Annotated in this window: 18 protein-coding genes and 2 pseudogenes; 8 read left to right on the plus strand and 12 right to left on the minus strand. The window is 68.4% G+C overall.

Annotation, left to right across the window (positions count from 1 at the left end; all coding sequences use genetic code 11):
- Nucleotides 1-580 precede the first annotated feature (580 nt).
- Nucleotides 581-982: pseudogene (locus I6A60_RS22515) on the plus strand (transposase); the annotation flags it as partial.
- A gap of 331 nt (nucleotides 983-1,313) precedes the next feature.
- On the opposite strand, the gene I6A60_RS22520 reads toward I6A60_RS22515, so the two are convergent.
- Nucleotides 1,314-2,087 carry an SDR family oxidoreductase gene (locus tag I6A60_RS22520; protein WP_203018173.1) on the minus strand — a complete coding sequence of 258 codons (774 nt, stop codon included), beginning with the start codon at nucleotides 2,085-2,087 and terminating at the stop codon, nucleotides 1,314-1,316.
- Nucleotides 2,088-2,171: 84 nt separating this feature from the next.
- Here I6A60_RS22520 and I6A60_RS22525 point away from each other — a divergent pair, with 84 nt between their 5' ends.
- The 6 genes and pseudogenes from I6A60_RS22525 (at nucleotide 2,172) to I6A60_RS22550 (ending at nucleotide 7,130) form a co-directional block, all read left to right on the plus strand.
- Nucleotides 2,172-3,644 (plus strand): aldehyde dehydrogenase, encoded by a 1,473-nt coding sequence (locus tag I6A60_RS22525; RefSeq protein WP_203018170.1) that lies wholly within the window; start codon nucleotides 2,172-2,174, stop codon nucleotides 3,642-3,644.
- Nucleotides 3,641-4,447: an SDR family oxidoreductase gene (locus tag I6A60_RS22530; RefSeq protein ID WP_203018168.1), complete on the plus strand. Its 807-nt coding sequence runs from the start codon at nucleotides 3,641-3,643 to the stop codon at nucleotides 4,445-4,447. The genes I6A60_RS22525 and I6A60_RS22530 overlap by 4 nt, the downstream gene beginning before the upstream one ends.
- Nucleotides 4,444-4,596, plus strand: a pseudogene (locus I6A60_RS43655) (NAD(P)-binding domain-containing protein); the annotation flags it as partial. The gene I6A60_RS22530 and the pseudogene I6A60_RS43655, both read left to right, overlap by 4 nt.
- Nucleotides 4,597-4,648: 52 nt before the next feature.
- Complete coding sequence (locus I6A60_RS22540; protein WP_203018164.1) at nucleotides 4,649-5,404, plus strand: carboxymuconolactone decarboxylase family protein; 756 nt, start codon at nucleotides 4,649-4,651, stop codon at nucleotides 5,402-5,404.
- Nucleotides 5,401-6,090 carry a TetR/AcrR family transcriptional regulator gene (locus I6A60_RS22545; protein WP_203018157.1) on the plus strand — a complete coding sequence of 230 codons (690 nt, stop codon included), beginning with the start codon at nucleotides 5,401-5,403 and terminating at the stop codon, nucleotides 6,088-6,090. Before I6A60_RS22540 ends, I6A60_RS22545 begins: the two co-directional genes overlap by 4 nt.
- 299 nt (nucleotides 6,091-6,389) lie before the next feature.
- On the plus strand, nucleotides 6,390-7,130 hold the full coding sequence (locus I6A60_RS22550) for an SDR family NAD(P)-dependent oxidoreductase (protein ID WP_203042391.1): 741 nt from the start codon (nucleotides 6,390-6,392) through the stop codon (nucleotides 7,128-7,130).
- 211 nt (nucleotides 7,131-7,341) lie between these two features.
- Here I6A60_RS22550 and I6A60_RS22555 read toward each other — a convergent pair whose 3' ends face one another.
- The 3 genes from I6A60_RS22555 to I6A60_RS22565 form a co-directional block, all read right to left on the minus strand.
- Complete coding sequence (locus I6A60_RS22555; RefSeq protein ID WP_307873811.1) at nucleotides 7,342-8,460, minus strand: ABC transporter substrate-binding protein; 1,119 nt, start codon at nucleotides 8,458-8,460, stop codon at nucleotides 7,342-7,344.
- A 434-nt stretch (nucleotides 8,461-8,894) separates the two neighbouring features.
- Nucleotides 8,895-9,560 carry a response regulator transcription factor gene (locus tag I6A60_RS22560; protein ID WP_203018151.1) on the minus strand — a complete coding sequence of 222 codons (666 nt, stop codon included), beginning with the start codon at nucleotides 9,558-9,560 and terminating at the stop codon, nucleotides 8,895-8,897.
- The gene (locus I6A60_RS22565) at nucleotides 9,557-10,663 is read right to left on the minus strand and encodes a sensor histidine kinase (protein WP_203018149.1); all 1,107 of its coding nucleotides are present in this window, start codon (nucleotides 10,661-10,663) and stop codon (nucleotides 9,557-9,559) included. Before I6A60_RS22565 ends, I6A60_RS22560 begins: the two co-directional genes overlap by 4 nt.
- A gap of 339 nt (nucleotides 10,664-11,002) precedes the next feature.
- Between I6A60_RS22565 and I6A60_RS22570 the strand changes: the two genes are divergently transcribed.
- Nucleotides 11,003-13,246 carry an MMPL family transporter gene (locus I6A60_RS22570; RefSeq protein WP_203018147.1) on the plus strand — a complete coding sequence of 748 codons (2,244 nt, stop codon included), beginning with the start codon at nucleotides 11,003-11,005 and terminating at the stop codon, nucleotides 13,244-13,246.
- Between the two features lie 107 nt (nucleotides 13,247-13,353).
- Here the strand turns inward: I6A60_RS22570 and I6A60_RS22575 are convergent, their stop codons facing one another.
- The 8 genes from I6A60_RS22575 to I6A60_RS22610 form a co-directional block, all read right to left on the minus strand.
- Nucleotides 13,354-14,283: a Gfo/Idh/MocA family protein gene (locus I6A60_RS22575; protein ID WP_203018145.1), complete on the minus strand. Its 930-nt coding sequence runs from the start codon at nucleotides 14,281-14,283 to the stop codon at nucleotides 13,354-13,356.
- Nucleotides 14,284-14,332: 49 nt separating this feature from the next.
- Nucleotides 14,333-17,101: an ATP-binding cassette domain-containing protein gene (locus I6A60_RS22580; protein WP_203018143.1), complete on the minus strand. Its 2,769-nt coding sequence runs from the start codon at nucleotides 17,099-17,101 to the stop codon at nucleotides 14,333-14,335.
- Between the two features lie 128 nt (nucleotides 17,102-17,229).
- Nucleotides 17,230-18,057: an ABC transporter ATP-binding protein gene (locus I6A60_RS22585; RefSeq protein WP_203018133.1), complete on the minus strand. Its 828-nt coding sequence runs from the start codon at nucleotides 18,055-18,057 to the stop codon at nucleotides 17,230-17,232.
- Between the two features lie 113 nt (nucleotides 18,058-18,170).
- Nucleotides 18,171-18,860: an alpha/beta hydrolase gene (locus I6A60_RS22590; RefSeq protein ID WP_203018131.1), complete on the minus strand. Its 690-nt coding sequence runs from the start codon at nucleotides 18,858-18,860 to the stop codon at nucleotides 18,171-18,173.
- A 120-nt stretch (nucleotides 18,861-18,980) separates the two neighbouring features.
- Complete coding sequence (locus tag I6A60_RS22595) at nucleotides 18,981-20,360, minus strand: ABC transporter substrate-binding protein (protein ID WP_203018129.1); 1,380 nt, start codon at nucleotides 20,358-20,360, stop codon at nucleotides 18,981-18,983.
- Nucleotides 20,361-20,918: 558 nt separating this feature from the next.
- The gene (locus I6A60_RS22600) at nucleotides 20,919-21,566 is read right to left on the minus strand and encodes a TetR/AcrR family transcriptional regulator (RefSeq protein ID WP_203018127.1); all 648 of its coding nucleotides are present in this window, start codon (nucleotides 21,564-21,566) and stop codon (nucleotides 20,919-20,921) included.
- Nucleotides 21,567-21,699: 133 nt separating this feature from the next.
- Nucleotides 21,700-22,671: an alpha/beta hydrolase gene (locus I6A60_RS22605; protein WP_203018125.1), complete on the minus strand. Its 972-nt coding sequence runs from the start codon at nucleotides 22,669-22,671 to the stop codon at nucleotides 21,700-21,702.
- 53 nt (nucleotides 22,672-22,724) lie between these two features.
- Nucleotides 22,725-25,334: a glycoside hydrolase family 2 protein gene (locus I6A60_RS22610; RefSeq protein WP_203018123.1), complete on the minus strand. Its 2,610-nt coding sequence runs from the start codon at nucleotides 25,332-25,334 to the stop codon at nucleotides 22,725-22,727.
- Nucleotides 25,335-25,545 lie beyond the last annotated feature (211 nt).

Here is a 25,545-nt window from a genome sequence, read left to right on the forward strand (position 1 = left end):
TAGATCACGCCACCACGCCGGCAAGATCAGGAACGGACCACAACCGGTACACACCACCAAGATTCAGGACAGGCACTTAGAGATCTCTATCCCCGCGCTGCCATAGATCTGACACTGTTGCGCTGAACTGACGCAAGACATGGCGGCCTCTGGCTGCGGTCGCAGTCAGATGGTCATGGTGAACTCGGCGAAGGAGGCGTGCGCCGCTAGCGTGGTTCGAGGTTGGCGGCGAGTTCGTAGTGGCCGCGGCCAATGCTACGTACGAACGCGTGCCCGACCCAACAACCTGTGCGGAAAGTAGTCGTTTCTGACGCGCGTGGGCCGTAGTCCCGCTTTGGCTCGATCGTGATCGGCTTCGGTCTTCACCGCGTGGATCTTCCGATGGCCCCACGCCGGCCAGTCCGCGCCGTACTTCGGCGCCACCGGCTCGACCTGGTCGACGGCCGACGCCGGCGACGAACCCTTCCCCGCTGACACCGTTGGGTGCAGAACTCGGTCATCGGGGTTGGGTCTGTTGCACGAACGGCTCTGTCAACGGGCCGCTGGCACACCCGACTCGGAGGGGCACCTGCTCATCACCCCGACCGCCGGGGTGATCGATTCGCAGTCGGTGAAGGGCGCGCAGACCGTCACCGCCACCAGCCGGGGGTTCGACGCGGGGAAGAAAGTCAACGGCCGCAAGCGGTTCATCCTCGTCGACACGCTCGGCCTGCTACTCGGCGTGCTGGTGGGACCCGCGTCCCGCCAGGACCGCGACGGCGCCCGCCAGCTCCCCGTAGACCACTTCACCACCCCGTCCTGCCGTTTTCTGTTCGCCGAGGGAGGCTTCGCCGGCCGGTTCGTCGACTGGGCCGCCGACATCGTGAAGACCACCGTGGAGATCGTCCGGAAAGACGGCCAGAAAGGGTTCCAGCCACTTCCGAGACGATGGGTCGTGGAACGCACCCTGGACTGGATCACCGCGCACCGCCGCCTCGCCCGCGACTACGAACGCGACCAAGCCACCTCCGCGGACTTCGTCCACTGGGCCATGATCCGCACCATGGCCTGCCGCCTCCCCGCGGCACCCCCGTCCCACGGTGGACCACCCGAACCACCACCGACATCTAACCGACCATCAAGATTCAGGACAGGCACTCAGCAAGCTCAATCCTCCCAGCTCAGGAGCACTTTCCTATTTCCGGATACCCAACAGATGATCATTCCCATGAGAGTGCGAGGTTAGGGATCCGCGGGACGCGTTGTCCTGTGCCGAGGTCTCGAGGGACGGCCGCTCGGGGGCCCTCCTCGGCCCTTCGTGGTCGGCCGGTCGTTCAGAGCCTGCTAATCCAGCCGCCGTCGACGAGGATCGTCTGTCCGGTAATCCAGTCGCCGGCCTTGGAGCACAGCAGCAGCAGGGTGCCGACGAGATCCTCGGGAGGGCCGGACTTCTTACCGGGGATGGTGGCATAGAGCGCCTCACGGAAGGGCGAGTCCTTGGGTAGCGAGGCGTAGCCACTGTCGTTGTCGACGAAACCGGGCGCGATGGCGTTGACGTTGATTCCGCGCCCGCCGAGCTCGGAAGCGAGGTTCACGGTTAGGCCGTGCAGGGCGTACTTCGAGACGCTGTAGATCCCGCCGGCCATGAAGGCGCCTGCGGACAGCCCGTTGACGATTCGGCCGCCGCCGCGGGCTCCCATGGATTCGAGTACGGCCTGGGTGCAAAGCAGCGGGCCGCGCAGGTTGACGTTGACGACGCGGTCCCAGTCGGCGGTCGGCATGTTTGACAGACCGTACGGTGGCAGATCGGTCATGATCGCCGCGTTGTTGATCAGGATGTCGATCCCACCGAACGCCGCCGTCGCGGCGGCGGCCATTGCCTGCGCGGAGTCGGCGGACGTGACGTCGACAGGGACGCCGAGGGCGCGGGATCCGCCGCCAGCCAGGGACTTCGCGGTGGCAGCGGCCGCCGCGCCGTTGAGGTCGGCGATGACGACGCTGGCGCCGGCCTCGACCAAGGCCCTGCCGTAGGCGACGCCGATGCCGCCGGCGCCGCCGGTGATCACTGCGACCTTGCCGGTGAGGTCGAACAGCTCAGAGGGTGTCATACCGCATGACTAACGCATCCGATTGACCTCTCTGTCAAGTCGTGTAACTTCTAAAGCAACCGAATTAGAGGAGGTCGTCCCGCCATGATGATCAATCGGACCGTGCCGCCGTTACATCTCCACATCGGTGACCGCATGGTCGCGGAGGGTGCGGGTGGGGTGCACCAGCATGTGTTTCCCGCGACCGGCGAGGTGCAGGGCCTGGTGCCGCTCGCGGGCAGGAGCGACGTCGATGCGGCGGTCGTCGCGGCGCAGAAGGCGTTCGCCGGCTGGCGGGCGTGGAAGCCCGCGGACCGCGCGCGGGTACTGGGACGCCTAGCCGAGCTGATCCAGCGGGACGCGGACGAGCTAGCCCGCCTCGCGGTGCTTGACAACGGAATGACGCTGTCGACCGGGAAGGTCTCGGCCGGCGCGATGGCGCAGTACACCGGCTACTACGCACGCTGGGCTGACAAGATCGAGGGACGGGTCACATCTGTCCCAGCGCAGTCGCGGGAGCTCGCCTACACGATCCCCGACCCCTACGGTGTGGTCGCGATCATCATGACCTGGAACAGCCCCATGTTCTCGGTCGGCATGAAACTCGCGCCGGCTCTCGCGGCCGGGAACACCGTGGTACTCAAGCCCTCGGAGCTCACCCCGTATACGAGCGAGCGGCTGATGACGCTGGTGCGCGAGTCCGGAATCCCTGACGGGGTCGTGAACCTGCTCCTCGGTGGCGCGGAGGCCGGCGACGCGCTCGTGCGTCACCCGCTGGTGCAGAAGGTCAGCTTCACCGGCGGCCCGGCGACGGCCCGCAAGATCCTGGCGGCCTGCGCCGAATCGATCAAGCCTGCGGTGCTGGAGCTTGGCGGCAAGTCCGCGAACCTCATCTTCCCGGACGCCGACCTGGACACCGCGGCAATGATCACCACCTACACGGTGAACGGGGTGCTGGCCGGCCAGGGCTGCGCGATCGCCTCGCGGATGCTTGTGCACGAGGACGTCTACGACGAGGTCGCCGAGAAGGTCGTCGAGCAGGTCCGCGCGATGCGCTACGGCGACCCCTTCGATCCGGCGACAACGATTACTCCGGTCATCACCAAGGCGGCGCAGACCCGCATTCTCGGGATGATCGACCGCGCCCGGGCTGAGGGCGGTGGCACGCTCCTGATCGGCGGCGGGGTACCGAGCGAGCTGACCGGCACGGAACTCGAGGGTGGTTTCTTCGTCGAGCCGACCGTGTTCGGGGACGTCGTCCCCGCCAGCGAGCTCGGCCAGGTAGAGGTGTTCGGTCCGGTGCTGTCGCTGATCCGTTTCTCGACCGAGGACGAGGCGGTCGAGATCGCCAACGCCACCGAGTACGGGCTGGCGTCCTATGCGTACACCAAGGACATCGACCGGATCGCCCGCCTCACGACGCGGCTGCAGGCTGGCGGGGTCTACATCAACGGGGCGCAGCCGGTGTTGGGCTGCGAGTTGCCATTCGGAGGTATCGGTATCTCGGGGTTCGGACGCGAGGGCGGTCTGGAAGGTCTGTTGGAGTTCGTGCGGACCAAGGCCGTGGCGATCGCATGACGCGTGCGTTCACGCTGGATGGTGCCGTCGCGGTCGTCACCGGTGCCGGCAGCGGCATCGGTGCCGCGACCGCTCGCGCGTTCGCGGCACGCGGCGCCCGCGTCGTCGTGAGCGACCGCGACGCGGGCCGAGCCGGCACTGTCGCCGCCGCGATCAACCAGGCGGGCGGCGAGGCGGTCGCCACCCGGGTCGACGTCACCGCCGAGTCGGACCTCGTCGGTCTCCGCGACAGCGCGCTTGGGCGGTTCGGCCGAGTCGACCTGGTGATGAACAACGCCGGCGTGCTCGCGATGGGTGCGCCCGAGTCGCTGCCGGACGTGGCCTGGCGGCGGGTGCTCGACGTGAACCTGATGGGCATCGCGCGCAGCAACCGCGTCTTTTTGCCCCTGCTGTTGGAACAGGGCAGCGGGCACGTCGTCAACACGTCCTCCGCGTCTGGATTGCTCGCCTACGGCTTCGACCGGTTGCCTTATGTCGCCAGCAAACACGCCGTCGTAGGGATCTCCGAAGCGCTGGCGATCTATTTGGGGCCGCGAGGGATCGGGGTCACCTGTCTGTGTCCGTCCGGCGTGGCGACCAACATCGCCGAGCAGATCACCAACTACGGCCCAGCGTCGATCACCCCACGGGCACCACAGCACGAGATCGTGACCGCCGAGCAGGTGGCCGCCCTCACCGCCGACGCCGTCGAGCAGGGCCGCTTCCTCGTCCTCACCGTGCCCGACATCCAGGCCGAGCTCACGCAGCGGGCCGTCGACATCGAGTCCTACCTGCAGGCGCGGATCACGGAGCAGGCGCCGTGACCGCGACCCCGCGGGTCGGGTTCGTCGGACTTGGAGACCAGGGTGCCCCGATGGCACAGCGGATCGTCAAGGCCGGCTTCACGACAACGTTGTGGGCGCGGCGTCCCGCCACCCTCTCCCCGTTCGCCGGGCTCGGTGCGCGGTTCGCCGACGCCGCGCTCGCCGCGATGGACAACGGGCTCGCCCACCGGAAGGACCTGCATGAACGCTGACGAGACCTACCGAACCGTGATGACCGTCGATCCGCCCGCCACCGACTCTCCGTTCGAGGTGGCCAGCCGCGAGTTCCTCTTCGGGCAGGTCTGGAACCGGCCCGGCCTGTCCATCCGCGACCGGCGTCTGGTTGCGTTGGCCTGTGTAGCCGCCGCCGACGCGGTCAAGCCGATCGACGACCACGTCTACGCCGCGTTGCGCAGCGGCGACCTGACCATCGACGAGCTCAACGAGGTCACCCTCCACTTCGCGGTCTACTGCGGCTGGCCGAAGGGCTCCCAACTGGAGGTGACCGTCCGCACCCAGTGGCACCGCATCCACGCCGAACGCGGCGAGCAGACCCCGCCCTGGCCGGTCCGCACCGTCGACGATCTCGGACCCGCTGACCGTGAGCAGCGCATCCGCGAAGGCCAGCAGCTGTTTACCGACGTCAATCTGGTCGACGCGCCCCCGTCCGACTCGCCGTACTTCTACGCCGGCATCCTCAACTTCGTTTTCGGCCACATGTGGGCCCGGCCTGACCTCTCCCGCAGAGACCGCCGCCTTGTAACACTGCCCTGTGTGGCGCTCTCCGACGCGATCGGGCCCATCCACTCCCACGTAGACTCCGCCCTGGGGTCCGGAGACGTCACCTACGACGAGATGCAGGAGATCTGCTTGCAGTTCAGCGCCTACTACGGCTTCGCGAAGGGCGAGGTCCTCCAGGACGCCGCCGAACGCTGGCGCGCACGCGCTTCGAGGTGACGCACGCGCACGGCGTCCCGACGAGCGCGACCGCACTGCAGCTCCTCATCACCGCGGAACGCCTGTTCGCCGAGAACGGCCTTGCGGGCGTCTCCCTGCGCCAGATCGCCGCCGCAGCCGGCTCGGCGAACACCTCCGCGGTCCACTACCACTTCGGCACCAAAGACCGACTGGTAGAGGCGATTTTCGCCTACCGGCTGCCGCAGCTCCTCGAGCGCCGTGCGCTCCTCAAGGCGCGCCTCGCCCCCGACGATCTCCGCGGACACCTCGAGGCCCACCTCCTCCCGACGCTCGAACTCGCCGAGTCACCCGGCAACGCCTATGCCTCCTTCATCGAACAGCTCCAACGCAGCCCCGAATCCCGGCGCGTGTTCGCCACACAACCTGACATCCACCGCGCCGTGAAGGCATTCCTCGGCGATATCCGTCAACTGCTCCCGACCATTCCCGCCGCGCTGGTCGTCCAAAGGGCCGTCCAGATCCAGTCCCTGAGCATCAACGCCGCCGCCGAACGGGAACGCGCGATCAACAACCACGACGACGTGATTCCGTTCGGCCTGTTCGTCGCGACCCTCACCGACGGGCTCACCGGTTACCTCGCAGCCCCCGTCTCACCCGAGACCGCCCGGCTCCTCACCCGATCATCCGGTCACGCAGACTCGGCGCTCCCGACACCCACAAGCTGACTCACGACCACAAACCGCGACGATCAGGGTTTGCTGGTGACGGTTGACCCACATGTGGACTAGCAACCCGCGGGTGAGCAGCAGGCGGAGCGCGTGGATGGGGAGAAGCCCCGCATTGAGGGCGAGCACCTCGTCGACGTACGAACCTTGCCATGCGATTGTTTATAAAGGCAATTCGCCATTGCAGCATCACCGCACATCCTTTGCAGGAGGTCCGAATGGCCGAGACGACCGATTTGTTGAACGCCGCTCCACCTCGGCCACCGCTGCCCTTCGACGTCGCGGGGAAGGTTGCGCTCGTGACTGGAGGCGCACGTGGCATCGGCTACGCGACCGCACGCCGATTCCTGGAGGCGGGTGCGGCCGTGGCGGTCAACGACGTCGACGCGGCGGCGCTGGACGTCGCTGTCGCCGAGTTACGGACTGTTGGGCCGCCGGTGCTCGCCCTGCCCGCGGACGTCGGAGACCTGACACAGCACCGTCCGATGATCGATCGGACAGTTGCCGGCCTCGGGCATCTTGACGTCCTCGTGAACAACGCCGGCACCTTCCAGCCGACACCCCTGGACGCACTCGACCCGGCTCTCGTCGACCAGCTGTTCACGGTCAACGTGAAGGGCCTGCTATTTCTATCCGCGGCAGCGGTGGAGGTGATGAGCCCTGGCAGTTCGATCGTCAATGTGTCATCGCTGGGCGGGGTCCGGCCGCCGTTCGGGGGCCTGGCTGCATACCACGCCACGAAGGGCGCCGTCGACAGCCTGACCCGCGACATGGCGATCACTTGGGGGCCGCGTGGCATTCGGGTGAACGGTGCCGGGCCTGGTGGGATTCTCACCGAGGGCCGGGGTCAGGTCACCGAACATCCGCTGTTCCCGCCCGAGATGATGACGGAGATCATGAGGCGCGCGATGGACCGACCGCTCGGACGGATGGGTTACGCCGACGACCTGGCAATGGTGATCGTCTTTCTCGCTACTCCTGCGGCCGGGTTCATCACAGGCCAGCATCTCCTGGTCGACGGCGGCTACTACTACGCCTAGCGGCCGCTCATCGCGCCTTCCAGCTACTCGCATGCTTCGGCCCGCTCGTGGCGACGAGCCGGCCGAAGCCTTCCGAGTGGCTGCCCGCTGGGTGCGGCCGCGGTCCGGCCGTAGACTGTCACGGGGCCGGTCGAAACGTCGTCCCTGGTAGATCACCTGCCGTGATCTACCAGTACGATCGCCAGCCGGGAAGATGCCGGCTTCGTTAGCGCTATGGGAGCGGCTGGCCGCACCAGAACCCATTGTGGTCGAGAGCAGTCGGTGGAGGTACGGGGGCGAAACTCCTGCCGGTCGCATCGACCTTGATGAAGTTGAAACACCTCACGGGCTGTTTCGGCTGACTCAGGTCAACCGGAGCGATGATTCCGCTCCCGGTGAACGACGTCACCTTGCGCAGATTCTGGATGAAAGACTGCCGCGTCGGACAGGTGCCGGCGAGCCGCAGGCCCTCGATCATCTCGTCGGCGGCGACATAGCTTGCGAGGGAGCCTTTGTCGGTCGGGTCGGCCACCTCGGGGGCGTAGATGCTCATCGCCTTCTTGTAGGTGGTCATGGCTGGCGAGTCGAGCGCCGCGTAGCCGACTATGACCGACATTCCCGCCATCTGCCGCCCCTGCGTCCCGAGCAGGCTGGGACTGTAACCGGATTCGTTCAGCGCAACGTTGATCTTCGCCCCGAGAGCCTTCGCCTGTGAGTAGATATCAATAAAGGCGCTGGTCTGGGACGCTCCGATGAGGGTGTCGGCGCCCGACCCCTTCAGCTGGTCGGCGACGCGCGCCGCGTTACTGAACCCGTCGCTGTAAGTAATCTCTCCGAGCACCTGGATGCCGCGGCTGCGTAGGCTGGCGCCGAACTGGGCCGCGAGGTCCTGCGATGCCTCGACGGTCGAGTCGACGAGGATCAGCGCTTTCGTCCCGCCCTGGGCCTTCACGAAGTCGCCGTAGGTGGTGATACCGCCGGGGATGAAAATGTTGCCGAAATCGAACAGGTTCGAGTAGTTGCTCCACACGGCACTGGTGGATACCCCGGTGACAGGCACACCTTGCTGATGTAGCCATGGTGCCGAGTCTCCGACGACGATCGACTGCGCGATGAGACCGAAGACCTTCCGATCATCGATGAGGTTGTGCGCTACCACGGAGAAGGTTTCGGGGTTTGAGCTGTCGTCGCCCCACACCAGGTCGATCGAGCGGCCGTTCACCCCGCCTTCGGCGTTCTGCAACTGGACACGGGCGTCGATTGCGCTTCGCGCCCCCTGGAAGGTGTCCGCGACGCCGGCGGGCCCGGTATCGGGGTAGATGAGTCCGATCTTGATAGAGGTTGGTGTCACACCCGACACCCCCGTCGGACACCCGCTGGTTCCACCGGCCGTTGTATTACCCAATCCATCGCAGCCAGTTAGCACACAGGGTAACAGGACCAATGCAGAAAGGGCCCCGGCGCCGACTGTCCGAAGGCGTCGTGATTGGAGTTTCATGAGGCGCATCCCGCTTCTTCGTCTGGCGCCAGTAATTGCGACGTAGTACTTACTACGTGATGGTCGCCACAATATAGCGCGCCACCACGGATGGCACGGAACAGAGACAGAAGAACTCGCTGACCAGCGATCGGAGTCATCCTCGCCGGCACCGTCGGCGCCGATTACGCGCCCGCAGCGGCGGGGCAGATTCGGCGACTTGAAGTGACGGACAGCCTGACGTCAAACGAGGCGGCGGGCGGCGCTCTCGGATCGTCTACGACCCACGAACGGTAGAACGTGCTCGTTTAGCTGCCCCATGCGACGAGGCGTGCCTGGTAGGCCATCACCACCAGCTGGGCGCGGTCGCGGGCCCCGAGCTTGGTCATCGCCCGGTTGACATGGGTTTTCGCCGTCAACGGCGACAGGAAGAGCCGCGTGGCGATCTCCTCGTTCGACAGCCCCGTGGCGACGAGGCGCAGAACCTCCGTTTCGCGGTTGGTCAGCCGGGCCTCGATCCTGGTGCCTTGGACTGTGGACGGACGGGGCTGCGCGACACAGTGCGCGATGAGCTGGCGGGTGGCCAGCGGCGAGAGCAGCGCTTCGCCGCAGGCAACGACGCGGACAGCGCGCACCAGCTCCTCGGGTTCTACGCCCTTGCCGAGGAACCCGCTGGCACCGGCGCGCAACGCCTCGAAGATGTACTCGTCGACCTCGAACGTCGTCAGCACGAGGACCCGGGTGTTCGCCAGCCTCTCGTCGGCGCTGATCGCCCTGGTCGCGGCGATGCCATCCAGGCCGGGCATCCTGATGTCCATCACGACGACGTCGGGGACGAGCTCCTGGGCGAGCCGGACCGCCTCGGCACCGTCGGCCGCCTCCGCGACGACGTCCAGGTCGGGCGCCGCGTCAAGAAACACCCCGAAGCCGGCGCGGACGAGGGGCTGGTCATCTGCCAAAAGAACCCTGGTCATCGGCGGTGTACCCAGGTCCCCTGCGCGGCCGCCTGTCGGGGCTGCGCGTAGGGCGGTGACGACTCGTCGGAGGGGGGTGGCACAGGCAGCCAGGCGGACACGGCGAACTCTCCGTCCGCGGCCCGGCCGGCGCGCAGCCACCCGCCGAGCGCGGCCGCGCGTTCGCGCATGCCGGTGATGCCGTGTCCAGCGCGATCGACGTCCACGAGGTCCGTGTCCGCGGCCCAGCCCGGCGACAGGTCACGGCCAGCGCCGGCCGTTCGAACCTGGATGCGCACCTCGTGGGGGCCGCAGGCGAGACTGACGGCGGTCGGGGCGTTCCTGGCGTGCTTGTAGGCGTTCGTCAGGGACTCCTGGATTATCCGGTAGGCGGCCAGGTCGATGAGCGCGGGAAGGTCTCCCGGTGTTCCCGTGACGTGATGGCGCAGTTCCATACCGGCGGCGGTGAAACCGCCGACGAGCTCGGCGAAGTGGGCGAGTCCTCCCGCCGGGCGGGTCAGCACCGGCTCCGTCGGGTCGCGCAGCACGCGGACGAGGGACGCGAGTTCGTCCAGGACCGTCCGGCCGGCCCGCCGCACGTGCCCGAGCGACTCCTGCGCGCGGGCGGGGTCTGCGCCCATGACATGCGCGGCGACGGCCGTCTGCACGTTGATGAGCACGACGTGGTGGCCGACCACATCGTGCAGCTCGCGCGCAATCCGGAGGCGTTCCTCAGCGACCTGCCGCCGGGCCTCCTGTTCCCGTCCTCGCTCAGCGCGGTTCGCCCGCTCCTCGATCGCGGCAACGCGTTCCCGCCGTCCGCGCACCGAGTGTCCGGCGGTCGTGGCGATGCCGGCCGCGCTCCAGAGGGTCAGCAGGACGCTGAAGCCCTGGCCTCGCAGAAGGTCGGTGGCCGACATGACGACGCCGACCGCCGCTACGCACCCCCACACGGCGGGGCCGCGACGGCCTGCCGCGACGGTGAACAAGGCGACTCCGACCGCGAGCGCGAGCGATGGATTGTCGCGATGAGTGCTCCATCCGGCCACAAACATGACGAGGGTGGCGCCGACGACGGCCAGTGGAAAGCGGCGGCGCGCGAACAGAAGCAGCAACGCAGACATGCTCAGACCGATGGATAGTCGATCCAAAGCGCCCACGTCTGTCTTAGGCCGCGTAAGGGCGAGAAACATTCCGGCGCCGAACGTCCCGGATACCACAAGCCAGTCGACGGCATCGGGCCGCGATCGCACGACGGAAACGACAGCGGCCCAGGTCGGTGCGAGTCCGACGGACATTTTCCCTACGCTACTCGGCCTTATCGATATGTCGCCCGCTCCGCGAAGTATTCGGCGTACTACGGACGTGGTATGAGGGCCCGCAGGCCGATGCCCCGGACGTGGTACCTGGAATGTCTGCGTCCGCCAGATGTCCGGGGCGGCCTCGGACGGCAGGTTCGGCCCATGACTCGTTACCTCGACCATCTCGGACGTTTCGCGTTCCGACGAGGCTGGCTCGTGCTCGCGGCATGGCTTGGTCTGTTGCTGCTGACGGCCCTGGGCGCTCTGACGTTGTCGGGTTCTACCTCCGACGCGTTCAACCTTCCGGGGACCCAGTCGCAGCGCGCGCAGAACCTGTTGCAGGATCGGTTCCCGGGGATCCGGGTCGACGGGGCGATCGCGAGGATCGTCTTCTCCGCGCCCGCCGGCGAACAGCTCACGGCGCCCCGTTGGAAGGAGGCCGTGTCCACGGTCGTCGCGAGGCTCACCGCAAGCCCAGAGGTTGTGACCGTCACCAGTCCCTACGACGGGGCGCTCTCCGCGGACGGACGGGTCGGGCTCGTCCAGGTCGCCTACGCCGTTCCCGCTGCGTCGATGTCCGACGCAGCGCGAGGGACCCTGTCCGGCGCGATCGCCGCCGGGCGAGCCACCGGCTTGACGGTCGAGGCTGGTGGCGACGCGACGAGTCACAGCAGCGGTCAGCACGCCACCGAACTGATCGGTTTGGCCGTCGCCGCCGTTGTGCTCGTGGTGGCGGTCGGCTCGCTGGTCCTGGCGGGTCTGCCGCTGCTGGTCGCTTTCGTGGGGGTCGGCATCTCGCTGACGGCGGTCGCCACGGCAACCGGCTTCATCCATCTGTCCTCGCAGACACCAACACTCGCGCTGATGCTCGGGCTCGCGGTGGCGATCGACTATTCCCTGTTCGTCATCACCCGGTACCGCGCCGAGCTGGACCAGGGGCTCGATGGCGAGGAAGCCGCCGGCCGGGCTGTCGCGACCGCCGGGTCCGCGGTCGTCTTCGCGGGTCTGACGGTAGCGATCGCGCTCGCCGGGCTCGTGGTCGTCAACATCCCGTTCCTCGCGGACATGGGAATCGCGGCCAGCCTCGCCGTGCTGCTGGCCGTGGCCGCCGCGTTGACGCTGCTTCCTGCGCTGCTCGGGCTGACTCGCCGCAGGGTCGGTCCGCGCGGTGTCCGGGCGGGGCGCGACCACGTCACCGCGCCGACGCTTGGCCGGCGCTGGGTCGGTTTGGTGACCCGCCGTCCGAAGACGGTCCTCGTCGCCGCTGTCCTCTCCCTGGCGGCGCTCGCCCTGCCCGCGCTCGGGTTGCGGCTCGCCCTGCCCGACGACGGCACAGCCGCACCGGACACCTCCGCGCGTAAGGCCTACGACCTCCTGGCGGCCAACTTCGGCGCGGGCTTCAACGGGCCGCTCACGGTCGTCATCGATGGCCGTCCCGCCGGTAGCGGGGCCATCGCCGACCCCGGGGCCGCGGCCACCACCGTCTCCGCGGAGATCCAGCGGCTGCGCGACGTCGCGTCGGTGCGCCCCGCCCGGGTGAACACCGCCGGTGACACAGCGGTCTTCAGCGTCGTTCCGAAGTCGGGCCCGTCGTCGCGACAGACGACTGGGCTGGTGCGCTCCATCCGACGTCTGCCCTCCCCGGACGGTGCGCAGATCTCGGTAACCGGGCCTACGGCCCTCAACGTCGACATCACCGATTCCCTCGATCGAGTGCTGATGCCCTATCTCCTGCTCGTTGTCGGCCTGGCGGTCGTGCTCCTCGCCGTGGTGTTCCGCTCGGTCCTCGTCCCGTTGACGGCTGTCGTCGGCTTCCTGCTCACCCTTGTCGCGTCGCTGGGGGTCGTGGTCGCCGTGTTCCAGTGGGGCTGGGCAGGCCAGGTGTTCGGCATCGAGGGCCAGACAGGGCCGATCATGAGCCTGCTGCCTGTCCTGGTCGTGGGCCTGCTGTTCGGTCTTGCGATGGACTATCAGGTCTTCCTGGTCGCGCGAATGCGGGAGGATCACACCCGCGGGGCGCGGCCGACTCAGGCCGTGGTCTCCGGCTTCGAGCGCAGCGCCCGGGTCGTCACCGCGGCCGCCTTCATCATGATCAGTGTCTTCGGGGGGTTCCTCCTCGCGCCGACGGCCCTGATCAAGCAGCTCGGCCTCGCGCTGGCGGTCGGCGTCGCGGTGGACGCCTTCGTCGTGCGCATGACGGTCGTCCCCGCGGTCATGACGCTGTTGGGGCGCGCCACCTGGTGGCTGCCGGGCTGGCTGGCCCGGGTGCTGCCCGACCTCGACGTCGAGGGCGCGCGGGTCGGTGACCAGCACTCGCGCGACGAGGACGCGGACCTGATGGCCGCACCCACCTCGCCCGCCGCAGACGCGCCAGGCAGGCTCGGCGGGTCGGGCTCCGCTGACTGACCGCGTCGAGCGGTCCTCTGGCGGCGCGGCCGGTGCCTGGTTCGACGGGTGATCGTTCCTGTCGGCGGCGAGACCAACCGGGTGGGGGCTCGATTCCGGGCTGGACGTCACCTCGCGGGCTGAAGTCTTCGTACTGGCGTTGCCCGGCGGTCCGCAATCGACTGGGCGGCGGCCGCCAGCACCGCGTTCACCTCCCAGCCGAACCTCACATCACAGGCATGGGCGGGTGACGGCGCCGCGGCCGCGCGGACCAGTTCCCCCGCCGCCTTGGCCAGTGCGGCGACCGGCTCCGCGCTGGCGACCGGCACCGGCACGACTCCGTGGACGCCGAGCAGGGCGATGTCGAGCGCGCTTGCTGCCCGCGGGGTGTCGACGCTCAGCGTCAGGGTCGACACCGCTCCGCCCTCGTGCTGGAGAATGGCGTGCGCTGTCCGGTACCGGCCTTCCACGGCGGTCACCTCGGCGACCGGTCCGAGCACCGGGTGGAGCAGGGACACCACGTGCGGACCGAGGTCCCACAGGCCGCCCCGGTCACGCCGCCACGCCGAATTCGCATATGGGCTTTCGGACCCGAAGATCGAGAACAGCATGGTGCCGCGCGCCCCATGCCAGCCTCCTGTGGCTACCGCGTCTCGGAGCATCTGGTCGATGTCCGGAACGAAGCGGTTGGTGAAGAAGACGGCGGACGCCACGCCGCTTTCGGTGACGGCGGTCAGCACCTCGTCGGCGGCCGCGGCGGACAGGGCGATCGGCTTTTCCAGCAGAAGGTGACGGCCTGCCTTCGCGGCGCGTCTGGCAAGCGGCGCCTGTACGTCCGGCGGGACCGCGATCGATACAGCGTCCACGTCGTTCAAGAGGGCATCCAGGTCGTCGTACGCCGTGATTCCGTGCGTTGCGGCGACGGCGGCCGTCCTGGCGTGGTCTCGCCCCCATACGCCGACGAGCTGCGCCTCGGGGGCCGCGTTAAGCGCCACCGCATGGGTTTCGGAGGCCCAGTAGCCAGTGCCGAGCAGGCCGAATCGAAGTCGGTGAATCATCGGCATACGTACTCCTCACACGTTGGCAGATCGCTGGTCGCCGGCGTCCTCATGCCGGCCGGCTCCCGATCGCTTCGGTCATCGGATGGGCGCCGTCGCTGGTCGGCGCCATGGCCCGCGGGTCGACGCCCAGGTACGCGGTGGCCAGCCGCTCGCCGTCCACCTCCGTCGTCGGGCCGGTCCAGCTGATGCGCCCGACGGTCAGGAAGGCGACCCGGTTGGCGATCGCGAGGGCGTCACGGGTCTTCTCCTCGGCGATCAGCAGCGAGGTGCCCTGGGCCTGGACCTGGCGCAGCGAGTCGAAGACCTGGTCGATGATCCGTGGCGCGAGGCCTAGCGATGGTTCGTCGGCCACGAGCAGCTTCGGCGGCCGGACGAGTGCGGGGGCGAGGGTGAGCAGCTGCTGCTCGCCGCCAGACAACGCGCCGGCCGGCTGCTTGCGCCGCTTGGCGAGCAGTGGGAATGCTGTGAAGGCCGCCTCGCGCTCCCTGGCGTCGCGCACCCAGATCGTCAGGTTCTCCTCGACCGTCAGCTCCGGGAACACCCCGCGCCCCTCGGGCGCGAGGTAGACGCTGTCGCGGGCGCGCCTGCGCGCAGGGACCCGCGAGACATCGGCACCCGCCAGCCAGACCGTGCCGGCGCGGACCGGCACGAGGCCGCCGACCACCGAGCACAGTGTGGTCTTGCCGGCGCCGTTGCTGCCGAGCAGTGCGACCGCCTCGCCAGGGCCGACGGTCAGCTCGACACCGTGAAGCACCTCGATCTCGCCGTACCCGGCCTTCAGCCCGCTGATCCGAAGCACAGGTTCGGCTATCGCGTCTTTCTGCGTCGTGGGGGCCACGCGTGGCGAGGTCCTCGCTGCGGCGGCAGCCGAAGCCCTCTCCATGGGGATCGCCGCCTTCACCCGCCTGCGCGCGGCTCGCTCATGTCGGGCCCGCGCCCCCGCGCCCAGGCCTCCCTCCGGGTCACGGGCGAGGCTGATCGCGCCGAGGCCGAAGAGCATCTGCATGAAGTAGGTCGACGCGGGGACACCGCTTAGGGCCTGCGGTGCGAGGACCGTGACGAGGCCCGCGAGCACCGCGCCGGCGGGCCGGCGGATCGACAGCGTCACCGTGGTGGCCAGCCACCCAAGGCCGAGCAGCAGGTCGTAGTCGGTGTTCGTCACCCGGCCGCGGCTGGTCGCCAGCATGACGCCACCGAAGCCGGCGATGCCTGCGGAGACGACGAATACCAGCAGTTTCATCCGGTCGACCGCGATGCCACTGGTCCGGGCGCCGACCTCGGTGGAGCGGACGGCCAGCATCGCCCGGCCGGTGCTGGACTGGCGCAGCGCGTGCACCAGCCAGACGCCGAGACCGACGAGGACGAGCATGAGCAGTACGAGCCAGCGCGGGTCGGTGGTGTCGAAGCCGCCCAGCTTCGGCGGGTTGACCGCCCAGCCATCGGAACCGTTGGAGATGCTGTGGATCTGGAAGAGCAGGTTCTGCCCGACATACGCCAGGGCCAGGGTGGACAGCGCCAAGGGCAGTCCGCCCAGTCGCCTTGTCGGCAGTGCGACGACGAGGCCGACGAACGCGGAGACCAGGGTGCCGGCGATGAGCGCGGGCACGAACGGCACTCCGTGTCCCAGCAGGATGCCGGCGGTGAAGGCACCGGAGAGCACGAAGGCCGCCTGCGCGAGGCTGACCATGCCGCCGATGCCGGTGACGACGGTGAAGGACAGCAGCACGATCGAGGTGGCCAGGCCCTGGGCGAGCAGGCCGGCCCAGAAGTCGGTCGCCCCCCAGGCGGTGTAGGCGAGTAGGCCGCCGGTACCGATCGCCCAAAGCGCCCGGCGACGCCACCGCGACGCGGCGTCGGTCAGCTCATCGGCCGGTGGCTTTTCCTCGAGGGTTGTGCCCGCGGACCGTCCCCGCTCGGCGCCGAAGTAGATCAGCAGGCCGAACAGGATGATGAACGGCACCGCCGTGCGGAAGCCGGTGATGTCGAGGTTGATGTACCCGTCGACTAGATTCTGCGCGACGCCGAGGATCAGGCCACCGAGCATCGCGATCGGTATCGAGGCCATCCGGCCGAGCACGACCGCCGGGATCGCGATGAACAGCAGTGTGTTGTAGCTGAACGAGCTGAGGCCGAACATCGGCGCGAGCAAGACGCCGACGAGGCCGGCAAGGCCGCACGAGGTGATCCAGGAGACCGCCGAGGCCCGGTCCGGGTCGACGCCGCGCAACGCGGCGATCTTCGGCCGGCTGACCGACGCCCGCATCTCCAGGCCAATCCGGGTGTGGCGCACCAGGTACCACAGCAGCAGCGCTGCGAAGATCGCGGCTCCCAGCATCGATAGCTGGTCGCTGTCGATGATCAGGCCGCTACCGAGACTGTAGATCTTCTTCGGGCTGGGCCCGAGGCCCGGGATCCGGAACACGTCCTCGATCGCGGGCAGCTTCAGGTGCGCCTCCTGCGTGAGCATTGCCACGATCCACAGCCCGAGCGAGGGCAGCGCGATCAGCAGCCCGAGCGACGCCACCATCCGGGCCGCGATCGACGCCTCCCGGAGCGGGTTGAACAGGACCAGGTGCAGCAGCCAGCCCAGCAGTGGCGCGAAGAGCAGAACGCTGATGATGGCGCTGGGCACGATGGGCAGGTGTTCACCAGTGTTCAGCTGGAAGAACAGATAGGCCGTCGAAAAGGCGACGCCACCCTGGCCGAAGTTGAAGACCCCGGACGTCTGATAGCTCAGTGTGAGACCGGACGCCAGGATGGCGTATAACGCGCCGGTGACCAGCCCCGCGACCACCAGGTTGAAGAATTCGGTCACGTACCCCTCCTTATGGCGCCCCGCGCTGGTGACCGCGTGGGCGCGGCGTCCGGACTCGCGTCCGGGCGGCGTGCTTTCGACCGGACCGGCGGGCGCTGCTGTTGCCGCGACCGCTGGCCCGGGAGGGCCTAGCCGAGGTAGGCGTCGCGGACGGCCTCGTTGGCCTGGATCTCGGCGGGTGTGCCTTCGGCGAGCACTGATCCCAGGTTCAGGACCGCGATCCGGTCGCACATCCGCATGACGAAACCCGCGTCGTGCTCGACGAGGAGCACGGCGGTTCCCTTGTCGCGCAGCGACCGGATGAACTCTCCGAGGCGCTCGGACTCGGTCTCGTCGAGGCCCGAGGTCGGCTCGTCCAGCAGCAGGAGCTGGGGCTGGTCGACGATGGCCCTGGCGAGCTCGACGAGGCGTTGTCGGCCCAGCGGCAGCGAGCCGGCCGGGACCCGCCGGCTGTCCGCCAGGCCGCACCACTCGAGCACCTGCTCGGCCTGCTCGCGACGGGTCTTCTCCAGCGAGCGCCGGGTCGGCCAGGCGACGAGGTCGGCGAGCACGCCCCCACCGCCACCGCGCCACTCCAGCGCGGCGAGCACGTTGTCCTCGACGGAGAGCCAGCTGAATACCTGGGCGCGCTGGAAGGTGCGGCGCATGCCGAACCGGGCGCGGGCGGTACACGACTTCTTCGTCACGTCCTGCCCGATGTACGTGACGGTGCCTACGCTGGCGGCGGTGATGCCGGAGATTATGTCGAACAGCGTCGTCTTGCCGGCGCCGTTCGGCCCGATCAGGCCGTGGACGCGGCCGGCCGCGACGTCGAGGCAGACATCGGTCAGCGCCTGCACGCCGCCGAAGTGCTTGCTGACCCTGGCCACGCTCAGCAGCGGTTTTTCCGCGGCCGTAGGGGGCGCTGGGGCCGAGCCCGGCGCGGTCGACGTCCGCTCAGCATCTCTCGACGACATGAAGTCCTCCACCTGGCTGACGGACGAAACTGGCCGAGCTGGTCCTGGAGTCCACAGGCGGCGTCCGGTGTCGACGTCGCGTCGAGGCCGGACGCCGCCTGGTGGGTGGACGGCTATTGGGTGCCTGTGGCAGCCCGGCGGATCAGGTCGGCGACCACCTCGGGCCGGGAGATATAGATGGCGTGACTGCCGGCGGTTTCGGTGGTGGTGGCACCGGCGCGCTCGGCCATGGCGCGTTGGGCGGACGGGGGGATCATGTGGTCGTCAGTGGCGACGAGGTACCAGCTGGGCCTGCTGCGCCAGGCCGGTTCAGTGACGGCTCCGTTGAGCGCGTCGACGCCCCACGGGACCTGCGAGGCGGCCATGAACTGTGCTATTTCCACGGGCAGGTCACTGGCGAAGGACGCGGGGAACTTCTCGCGGTCGAGGAAGAGGAAACCGTCGCGAGGCGGGAGGATCGGCGGCACCGGCGCGCCGGGCGGCGGGGCGGAGGTCAGGGTGTTGACCGACTCGCCCTTGTCCGGCGCGAATGCCGCGATGTACGCCAGCGCCGCGACGGCCGGGTGGCTGCCGGCTTCGCTGATGACTGCTCCGCCGTAGGAGTGGCCGACCAGCACGGCTGGGCCGGTGAGGCCGTCGAGGACGAGGCGGGTCGCCGCGACGTCGCCGCCCAGTGACAGGGTCGGGTTCTGCACGATGCTGACCTGGAAGGCGTCGCGGCGCAGGAGCCGGTAGACCTTCTGCCAGCCGGAGCCATCGACGAAGCCGCCGTGTACCAGCACGACGTTCGTGGCCGTGGTCATGTCTTCTCCAGTGCTCATCGGCGATAGATCTTGACGATCAGGGCCGCGAGGAGGCGGTCGTGCGATGCGGGCGTCATCGGCCGCGACGACGTGCGCACCGGCTTCCCAGGCACAGCCGGCCTACTTCTTCGCTGGCTTCTTCACCAGAAGGGAGCCGCAGGTCAGTTGGGTGATGGGTTTCCAGGTACCGTTGACCAGTTGAATGAGCGAGCTGCATGGTGTCGGTACAACGTGGTTGAGCGGCCAGCGCGTTTCGGGTACGGCGCCGTCGCCGTTGTGGACGTATCCGGAATTGAGGAACTTCAGGAAACTGTTGACGGTGAGGTCTCGACCGGCGGCGGTGGCGGCGGCCACGAACAGGTCGGCTGACCAGTAGCCGGCGAGCGCGGCAATGCTGACCCGCTGGTTGGGTGCGTATTTCGCGAAGTCCGCGACCATCTGGTTCGCGGCCTTGTTGGAGTGGTCGATGCCGGGCAGCCAGCTGCCGGTCGCGTACATGCCGTCGAGGTCCTTGATGCTCGACAGGGCGGGGTCGTAGATGGGGCTGAGGTGCTTACCCTGATAGCCGGCCGCTTTGAGTGCCTGGATGAGTTTGAGTGTCGAGCCGAAGTCCGTGACGTAGTAGACGACATCGGGTGGTGTGCCGGCGTTGGCGGTCATGATGGCCTGGACGAGGGCGGTGGGGTCGGCGAGGCCACTGGCCGGGATCTGGGCTTTGGCGTAGACGACTTTGGTGCCGCCTGCCTCCGCGTCGCGGGCGAGGGCGTCGACGCCGCCGCGGCTGGAGTCGATGTCCTGGCCGACGATGGCGAGGGTGCGGTTGGCCGACGGGCCGGGGAACATGGCGTTGACCAGTCCGGCGATGTTGTTGGCCAGGACGGCGGTGTTGTAGTTGCAGCCGGTCACGCCGAAGGCGAGCGCGGAGGTGCAGAAGCCGTCGTTGGTGCCCCAGCCGAAGTAGGGCACCGTGTTCCGGCAGAAGACGTCGGCGTAGCCGGAGGAGCTGGCTACGACCGGGACCGCGGCGAAGGCCTTGTCCCGGCTGGCCAGGACGTCGGCTTGGGCGAGGTTGCGGCTGACTTGCCCACCGTCGTCGAGAACACCCTTGAAGTCGATCCTGCGGCCGTTGATACCTCCGGCGTCGTTGGCGGCGTCGAACCGGACCTTGGCGCCGACGTCCACGCCCTGGAAGGAGACTCCGGTGGTACTGGTCAGGAAGCCGAGGCCCTCGACGGTGATCGAGGTGTCGGTGATGCCGCGGGTGTCGTCCTTGGCGGGCTGGGTGCAGGTGAGTTTGCTGGTGTCGACGGTGTAGCCGCCGTCGCTCCAACCGGTTGAGGGGCCGCTGGTTGGCCCCGTCCTCACCCACGCGGACGTGTCGCTCAGTGAGGCGACGCCGGAGCTTCCGGAGCCTCCGCAGGCCGCGGCGGCCAGCGCGAGGACCGCGACAGCGGTCATCGCGGTGGCGCGCCGCGCGATTAACGGACGCGGGAGATGCATGGGTGTTCCTCCGGCGATATCGAGGCCGGCGCAGGTGACGGTCCGCCATAGCGGATCCGGCGAAACGCCGGTTACGGAACGTGGAAGTCTCGGCCGAAGGCCGGGGGATGCTCGATAGCTCATAGGCCTTGGGGAAAGCGACCGTTGGCCTGCTACGAGAAGGGTCACGGTAGCAATTACTATGAAGTAACGCAACGGCCGGATTGGCTCTGTTTGGCGCGGCTCAGTTGCGGCCGAAATGGCGATGTTGGAGGGGATGGTCCGATTCGCGGCACGCCCGAGCGGCGGCGACAGGAATCGCGAAACCGTTGGACGAGCAGGCCTTGGCCAAGCGGACGAGGACGACAGAAAAAGAACTCCCGACCGACGTTCAAGGCGCCGAACCCGGCACTACCGAAACCAGGGTCCAACGCGGCCAGGAGGCACCGTCGTCGCGGTCAACCTTAGTGGCGTGTCGACGACGTAGACACCGCGCGGGTCAGCGGGAGGTCACGCTCGCCGACGAGAAGGGATCAAGTACATAGGCGGCTCCCACGGGTCGTCGGGAGCCAAATTTTATCACTCAAAAGAATTTGGGCCAACACCAGGGTCCGTCGGGTCCGTCGGCGTCGCCTGCCCCGCGCCCGCCAGCAACCGGGTGAACGCCTCGGTGATCGCGGCGATGTCGACCGTGGGGTCGTACATCCATTGGATCTGTAGGCCGTCTAGTACTGCCAGCATCGCCCTTGCCAGGTGGCCTGCCGGCTCGTCCGCACGGATCACGCCGGTCCGCTGCCCGTTCTGCAGGTCCTCGGTGATCTCGGCTGCGTACCTACGGTAACGTTCGGTGAAGTAGCTGCGCGCGGGACTGTCCGGATCGGTGGCCGCGGCCGAGAGCGTGACGTACAGCTTGGCGAGTCCCGGATGATCAGTGGTCAGCCGGGTGCTCGCGACGAGCCCGTCGATCGTTTTCTGACCATCCTCGGCCACGTCGGCCAGCATCCGGCCGAGTACGTCCCGGCGTTGCAGAACCGCGAGCAGCAGATCGTCACGGGTCGGGAAGTAGTAGGTCAATGCCGGCTGCGTGACTCCGACCCGGTCGGCGATGTCCTGGAGCGAAGCGCGCTCGCCGTGCTCGTCGATGGCCTCGTAGGCGGCTTGGAGGATCTGCTCCCGTCGTTCCGCGCTCTTGCGGTATGGGCCTCGCGGCCTTCGAGGACTCGCCACTCGACTGACCGTACTTCTCCTGGTTCGTCGGAGCGAAGGCGAGGGGGTGGGTCTGGTCGATCCTGGCGGACCGACCCACTCCCCCGTCCATTGTCCTCATGGCGACACGGGAAAGTTCCCGGGCCCGCCCTGGTCAGGTCGCTGCCCTCAGGCCGCGCACCAGGGCGACCCGGCGGTCGGCCATCATCCGCCGGCTCACGGCGGCGGTGAAGGCGATGATCGACGCGTGGAAGGTTCCCGGGTAGAGGTGCAACTCGGTGGAGACGCCGGCTTGGATCAACCGTTGGGCATAGATGATGCCCTCGTCCCGCAACGGGTCGAACTCGCAGACGCTCACGTAGGCCGGAGGCAGCCCGCTCAGGTCCTGGGCCCGGGCCGGCGCGGCGTGGGCTGGGACGTCCGGCGCGCCGGGCCGCAGCGGCTCACCCGCCTCGCCGCCGAGGTACCAGGCCCAGCTTGTCTCGGCGTTCGGGCGGTTCCACATAGGCGTGTCGACGAACACTTTCATCGACGGGGTGTCGAGCCGGTCGTCGAGCTCGGGAATTCCGAGGTACTGGAAGCAGAGCGACGGGCCGCCCCGGTCGCGGGCCAGGAGAGCGACCGCGGCGGCCAGGCCACCGCCCGCGCTCTCGCCGCCCACCCCGATACGGTCCGGATCAACGCCGAGCTCGACGGCTTTGCCGGCGAGCCACAGCAGCGCCGCGTAACAGTCCTCTAGCGGCGCCGGGTATGGGTGTTCTGGCGCGAGGCGGTACTCCACTGAGGCGACCACGACGCCGACCGAAACGGCGGTGTCGGCGGCCAGTCGGTGCTCGGCCTCGACGCTGCCGGAGACGAAGCCGCCGCCGTGCAGGTAGAGCAGCCCTGGCAGCGGTCCGGGCCGGTCAGTCGGGGTGTAGATCCGGACGGCCACCCGCGGTGCGCCGGGGAGGCCAGGGACGGTCTGGTCGGTGATCTCCAGCCCCGCCGGTGGCTCGAAGGGCGGTGCCTTTGCGAGCAGCACGTCGAGGCTTCCCCTGGCCTTGATCGGCCCCTCGCCGGCGAGGTCGGATGTGGGAAGTAAGGGCAGCCAGGGCGTGAGTTCGGGGTCGAACGCATACGACATGTGATTCTCCATCGAAGAAGCGGCGTACCAGAATCCGACACGCGCTTCTTGGACTATCGGTGCAGGGGCTGCCAGGCGTGGACCTGGATGGACGCGGGATCGACGGTGTCCGAGAGCCCGGTGATCTGGATCGTGGCGGTCTGGCCGGCGCGCAGGTCGAGATAGTTGGTATCAAACCGGGTTTCGCGTGACGGTGTGAGCGCGTGCACGAAGTACGCGAACCCGGTCGCGGTGATGGTCAATGCGGCCGTGTCTAGGCCCGTTTTCGTCGTGGCGGTCGCGAGTTTGGCCTCGCCGAACGGGACGTCCCTGATTTCCGCGAAAAACAGCCGATTTGACGGGAACGCGTCGTCTTGACTGTCCACCCAGGCGTAGCGATCGGCGGTCAGTTTCAGCCCAACGCCGGTCCACACCGCGCGGGACTCGCCGGGCGCGACGGCAGCGGTGACGTGTTCGTGGAGGTGGTCGGTGCCGTCGAAGCCCGCGACCGTGACGGCGGCGGTGGTGGTCACCTCGGTTCGACCGCTGTTGCTCAGCCACAGTTCCAGGGCGTCGCCGTCTCGCCGGAAGCTCGCCAGCACCGGCGCGTAGGCCCGGGATAGGTAGTGGTAGCTGGCCTTCGGCACGAGGTCGTGGTCGACGACCGACCAGCTGAACCCGGGCCAGACGTCGTTGAACTGCCAGACCAGCGTGCCGTTGCAGTGCGGGGCTCGACGTCGGTAGTGCTCGACGCCGAACTTCAGTCCCTCAGCCTGCGAGATCATGGTGAAGTCGACGTACTGCTCGATCGTCTGGGGCAGGCCGGTCACGATCTCAAGGACGGCGTCGTGTTTGTTCTTCGGATGGTCCTTGTTGTGGTGGTCGAAGGACTCGCTGTGGACGTACAACTGGTCCCGCGGCAGGTACCGGCGCAGGGTGGCGAGTTCCGGCGCGGCATGGATACCGAACTCGCTGATGAACTTTCCCTTGTCATCGGCGTAGCGGCGGTAGTGCCGGGCGTCGCCCGGGTTGTCGAAGACCTGGGCGTTCGGGCCGAAGTTGACGCCGTGCCACACCTCCCAGGCGTGCCGGTCACCGTCCATGACGCCGTTGACCGCGGCCCAGCCCTCGCTGGGGTCTTCACCCCACGGGCTGCCCGGCCAGTACGGGGTTCGACCGTCGAACTCGGCGACGGCCTCGGGTAGGACGCGGTAGAAGAAGTCGTAGCCCCAGTCGCCGGGCTCGTAGTTCTGGTAGGCGGCGCCATGGATGGTCTGGACCTCGTTGTTGCCGCACCACAGCGCGAGGCTCGGGTGGTTGCGCAGCCGCCTGACCTGGTACTCAGCCTCGTGCGCGACCTCGGTGGCGAGCCTGGGATCGCTTTCGGGGTAGTCGAAGCAGGCGAACATGAAGTCCTGCCAGATCAGCACGCCCTGCTCGTCGCAGGCGCGGTAGAACGCGTCCTGCTCGTAGACGCCGCCGCCCCAGACACGCAGCATGTTCATGCCGCCGTCCCGGGCGAGGCCGACCAGGGCCCGGACCCGGTCCGCGTCGACCGAGCCGACCAGCATGTCCGCGGGCAGCCACGCGGCGCCGCGGGCGAAAATCGGCACGCCGTTGAGGATGAAACGAAACAGGTGGCCGCCCTCGGGATCCGCACCGCGGTCGAGCGTGATCGTGCGCAGCCCGACCCGGTCGGTCGTGTGGTCCAGCGTCTCCCCGCCGGCCAGCAGCACGATCGTCACGTCGTGCAGGACGGGGTCGCCCAGGTCATGCGTCCACCACAGGTCCGCCTCCGGCACGGTGACCGTGCCATGCGCCCGCCCGTTCGACACCGGCAGTTCGACGCTGAGGCGCCAGCCGCTCGGTGCGGCGAGCTCGACCCGCACGGCGAGCGGAGTATCAGTCCCGAACTGGTCGACCTCGACCAGCACGCCTACAGTCGCCGCGCCGTCCGCCAGGATCGCGTCCGCTCGGATGTGGTGTCCGGTCAGTACGGCCGCCTTCTCCACACACAGCTCGACCGGGCGCCAGATGCCGATCGACGGCACGCGCGGCCCGAAGTCCCAGCCCCACGAGCAGATTGCCTTACGACGCTGGGTGGCGAGCGCCTTCGTCGTCGTCATGAAACCTTCGGATTCCGCGGGCGTCTTCTCATCGGTCATGAGATGGGCGAACAAGGCGACGAACCGTTCGCGGAGTTGGGCAGCCGATGCCGGGACCGTCAGACCGTCAAGCGGCGGGGAGAAGCGCAACAGCATGTCGTTGTCGTCGCGGAGCCGCGCGGTCACGTCGAACTCGGCCGGCCGGAACATGTTCTCGTGATGGCCCAGCGGCTCGCCGTTCAGCCAGATGTCCACAACCGTGTCCAGGCCGAGGAACACCAGTCTCACCCGTTCGTCGTCGGCGAGGTGAGCCGGTCCGGCGAAGGAGGCACGAAACCACCAGTCGCGTTCCTCGATCCAGCGAACGTCGTCCTCATTGCGGTCCTGGTATGGGTGTTCGATCCGGCCTGCGGCCCATAGCGACTCGTGCACACCGCCGGGTACCACGGCAGGCAGCCAGCCGTCGGTCGGCAGCGCGGACACGTCGAGCCCGATGTCGGTGCCGACCAGCTCGAAGTCGTGGATCTGAATGATTCGCTCCTTGTTTGTCGGGCGAGCGGCACGGCCGGGGGCGTGCACTGGTCTCCCGGCACCAGTGCACGCAAGATCGCAGCTGCCACCGAAAAGGCGATCGCGGCCAAGGTCAGCAACAACACATCAGCCGCCGGCGAACAGCGAGGGTGCGGCAGCGAAGTCCGGCGACTGCGGGGCGCGCGGAGGACGCTGCTGATCGCCGTACGAATCCGACGGCGACGATCGGCGGGGAGGTTGGCCGGTCCGCTAGCAGTGA

Origin of the sequence: Frankia sp. AgB1.9, assembly GCF_016786355.1 — a bacterium.
In the GTDB taxonomy this organism is placed as follows: domain Bacteria; phylum Actinomycetota; class Actinomycetes; order Frankiales; family Frankiaceae; genus Pseudofrankia.

Coding starts and splice junctions, on each gene's coding strand:
- I6A60_RS22575 (WP_203018145.1), bottom strand. CDS start 14,283: ATGATTCACCGACTTCGATTCGGCCTGCTCGGCACTGGCTACTGGGCC.
- I6A60_RS22565 (WP_203018149.1), bottom strand. CDS start 10,663: ATGTCTGCGTTGCTGCTTCTGTTCGCGCGCCGCCGCTTTCCACTGGCC.
- I6A60_RS22560 (WP_203018151.1), bottom strand. CDS start 9,560: ATGACCAGGGTTCTTTTGGCAGATGACCAGCCCCTCGTCCGCGCCGGC.
- I6A60_RS22520 (WP_203018173.1), bottom strand. CDS start 2,087: ATGACACCCTCTGAGCTGTTCGACCTCACCGGCAAGGTCGCAGTGATC.
- I6A60_RS22525 (WP_203018170.1), top strand. CDS start 2,172: ATGATGATCAATCGGACCGTGCCGCCGTTACATCTCCACATCGGTGAC.
- I6A60_RS22540 (WP_203018164.1), top strand. CDS start 4,649: ATGAACGCTGACGAGACCTACCGAACCGTGATGACCGTCGATCCGCCC.
- I6A60_RS22585 (WP_203018133.1), bottom strand. CDS start 18,057: ATGTCGTCGAGAGATGCTGAGCGGACGTCGACCGCGCCGGGCTCGGCC.
- I6A60_RS22595 (WP_203018129.1), bottom strand. CDS start 20,360: ATGCATCTCCCGCGTCCGTTAATCGCGCGGCGCGCCACCGCGATGACC.
- I6A60_RS22570 (WP_203018147.1), top strand. CDS start 11,003: ATGACTCGTTACCTCGACCATCTCGGACGTTTCGCGTTCCGACGAGGC.
- I6A60_RS22530 (WP_203018168.1), top strand. CDS start 3,641: ATGACGCGTGCGTTCACGCTGGATGGTGCCGTCGCGGTCGTCACCGGT.
- I6A60_RS22605 (WP_203018125.1), bottom strand. CDS start 22,671: ATGTCGTATGCGTTCGACCCCGAACTCACGCCCTGGCTGCCCTTACTT.
- I6A60_RS22590 (WP_203018131.1), bottom strand. CDS start 18,860: ATGACCACGGCCACGAACGTCGTGCTGGTACACGGCGGCTTCGTCGAT.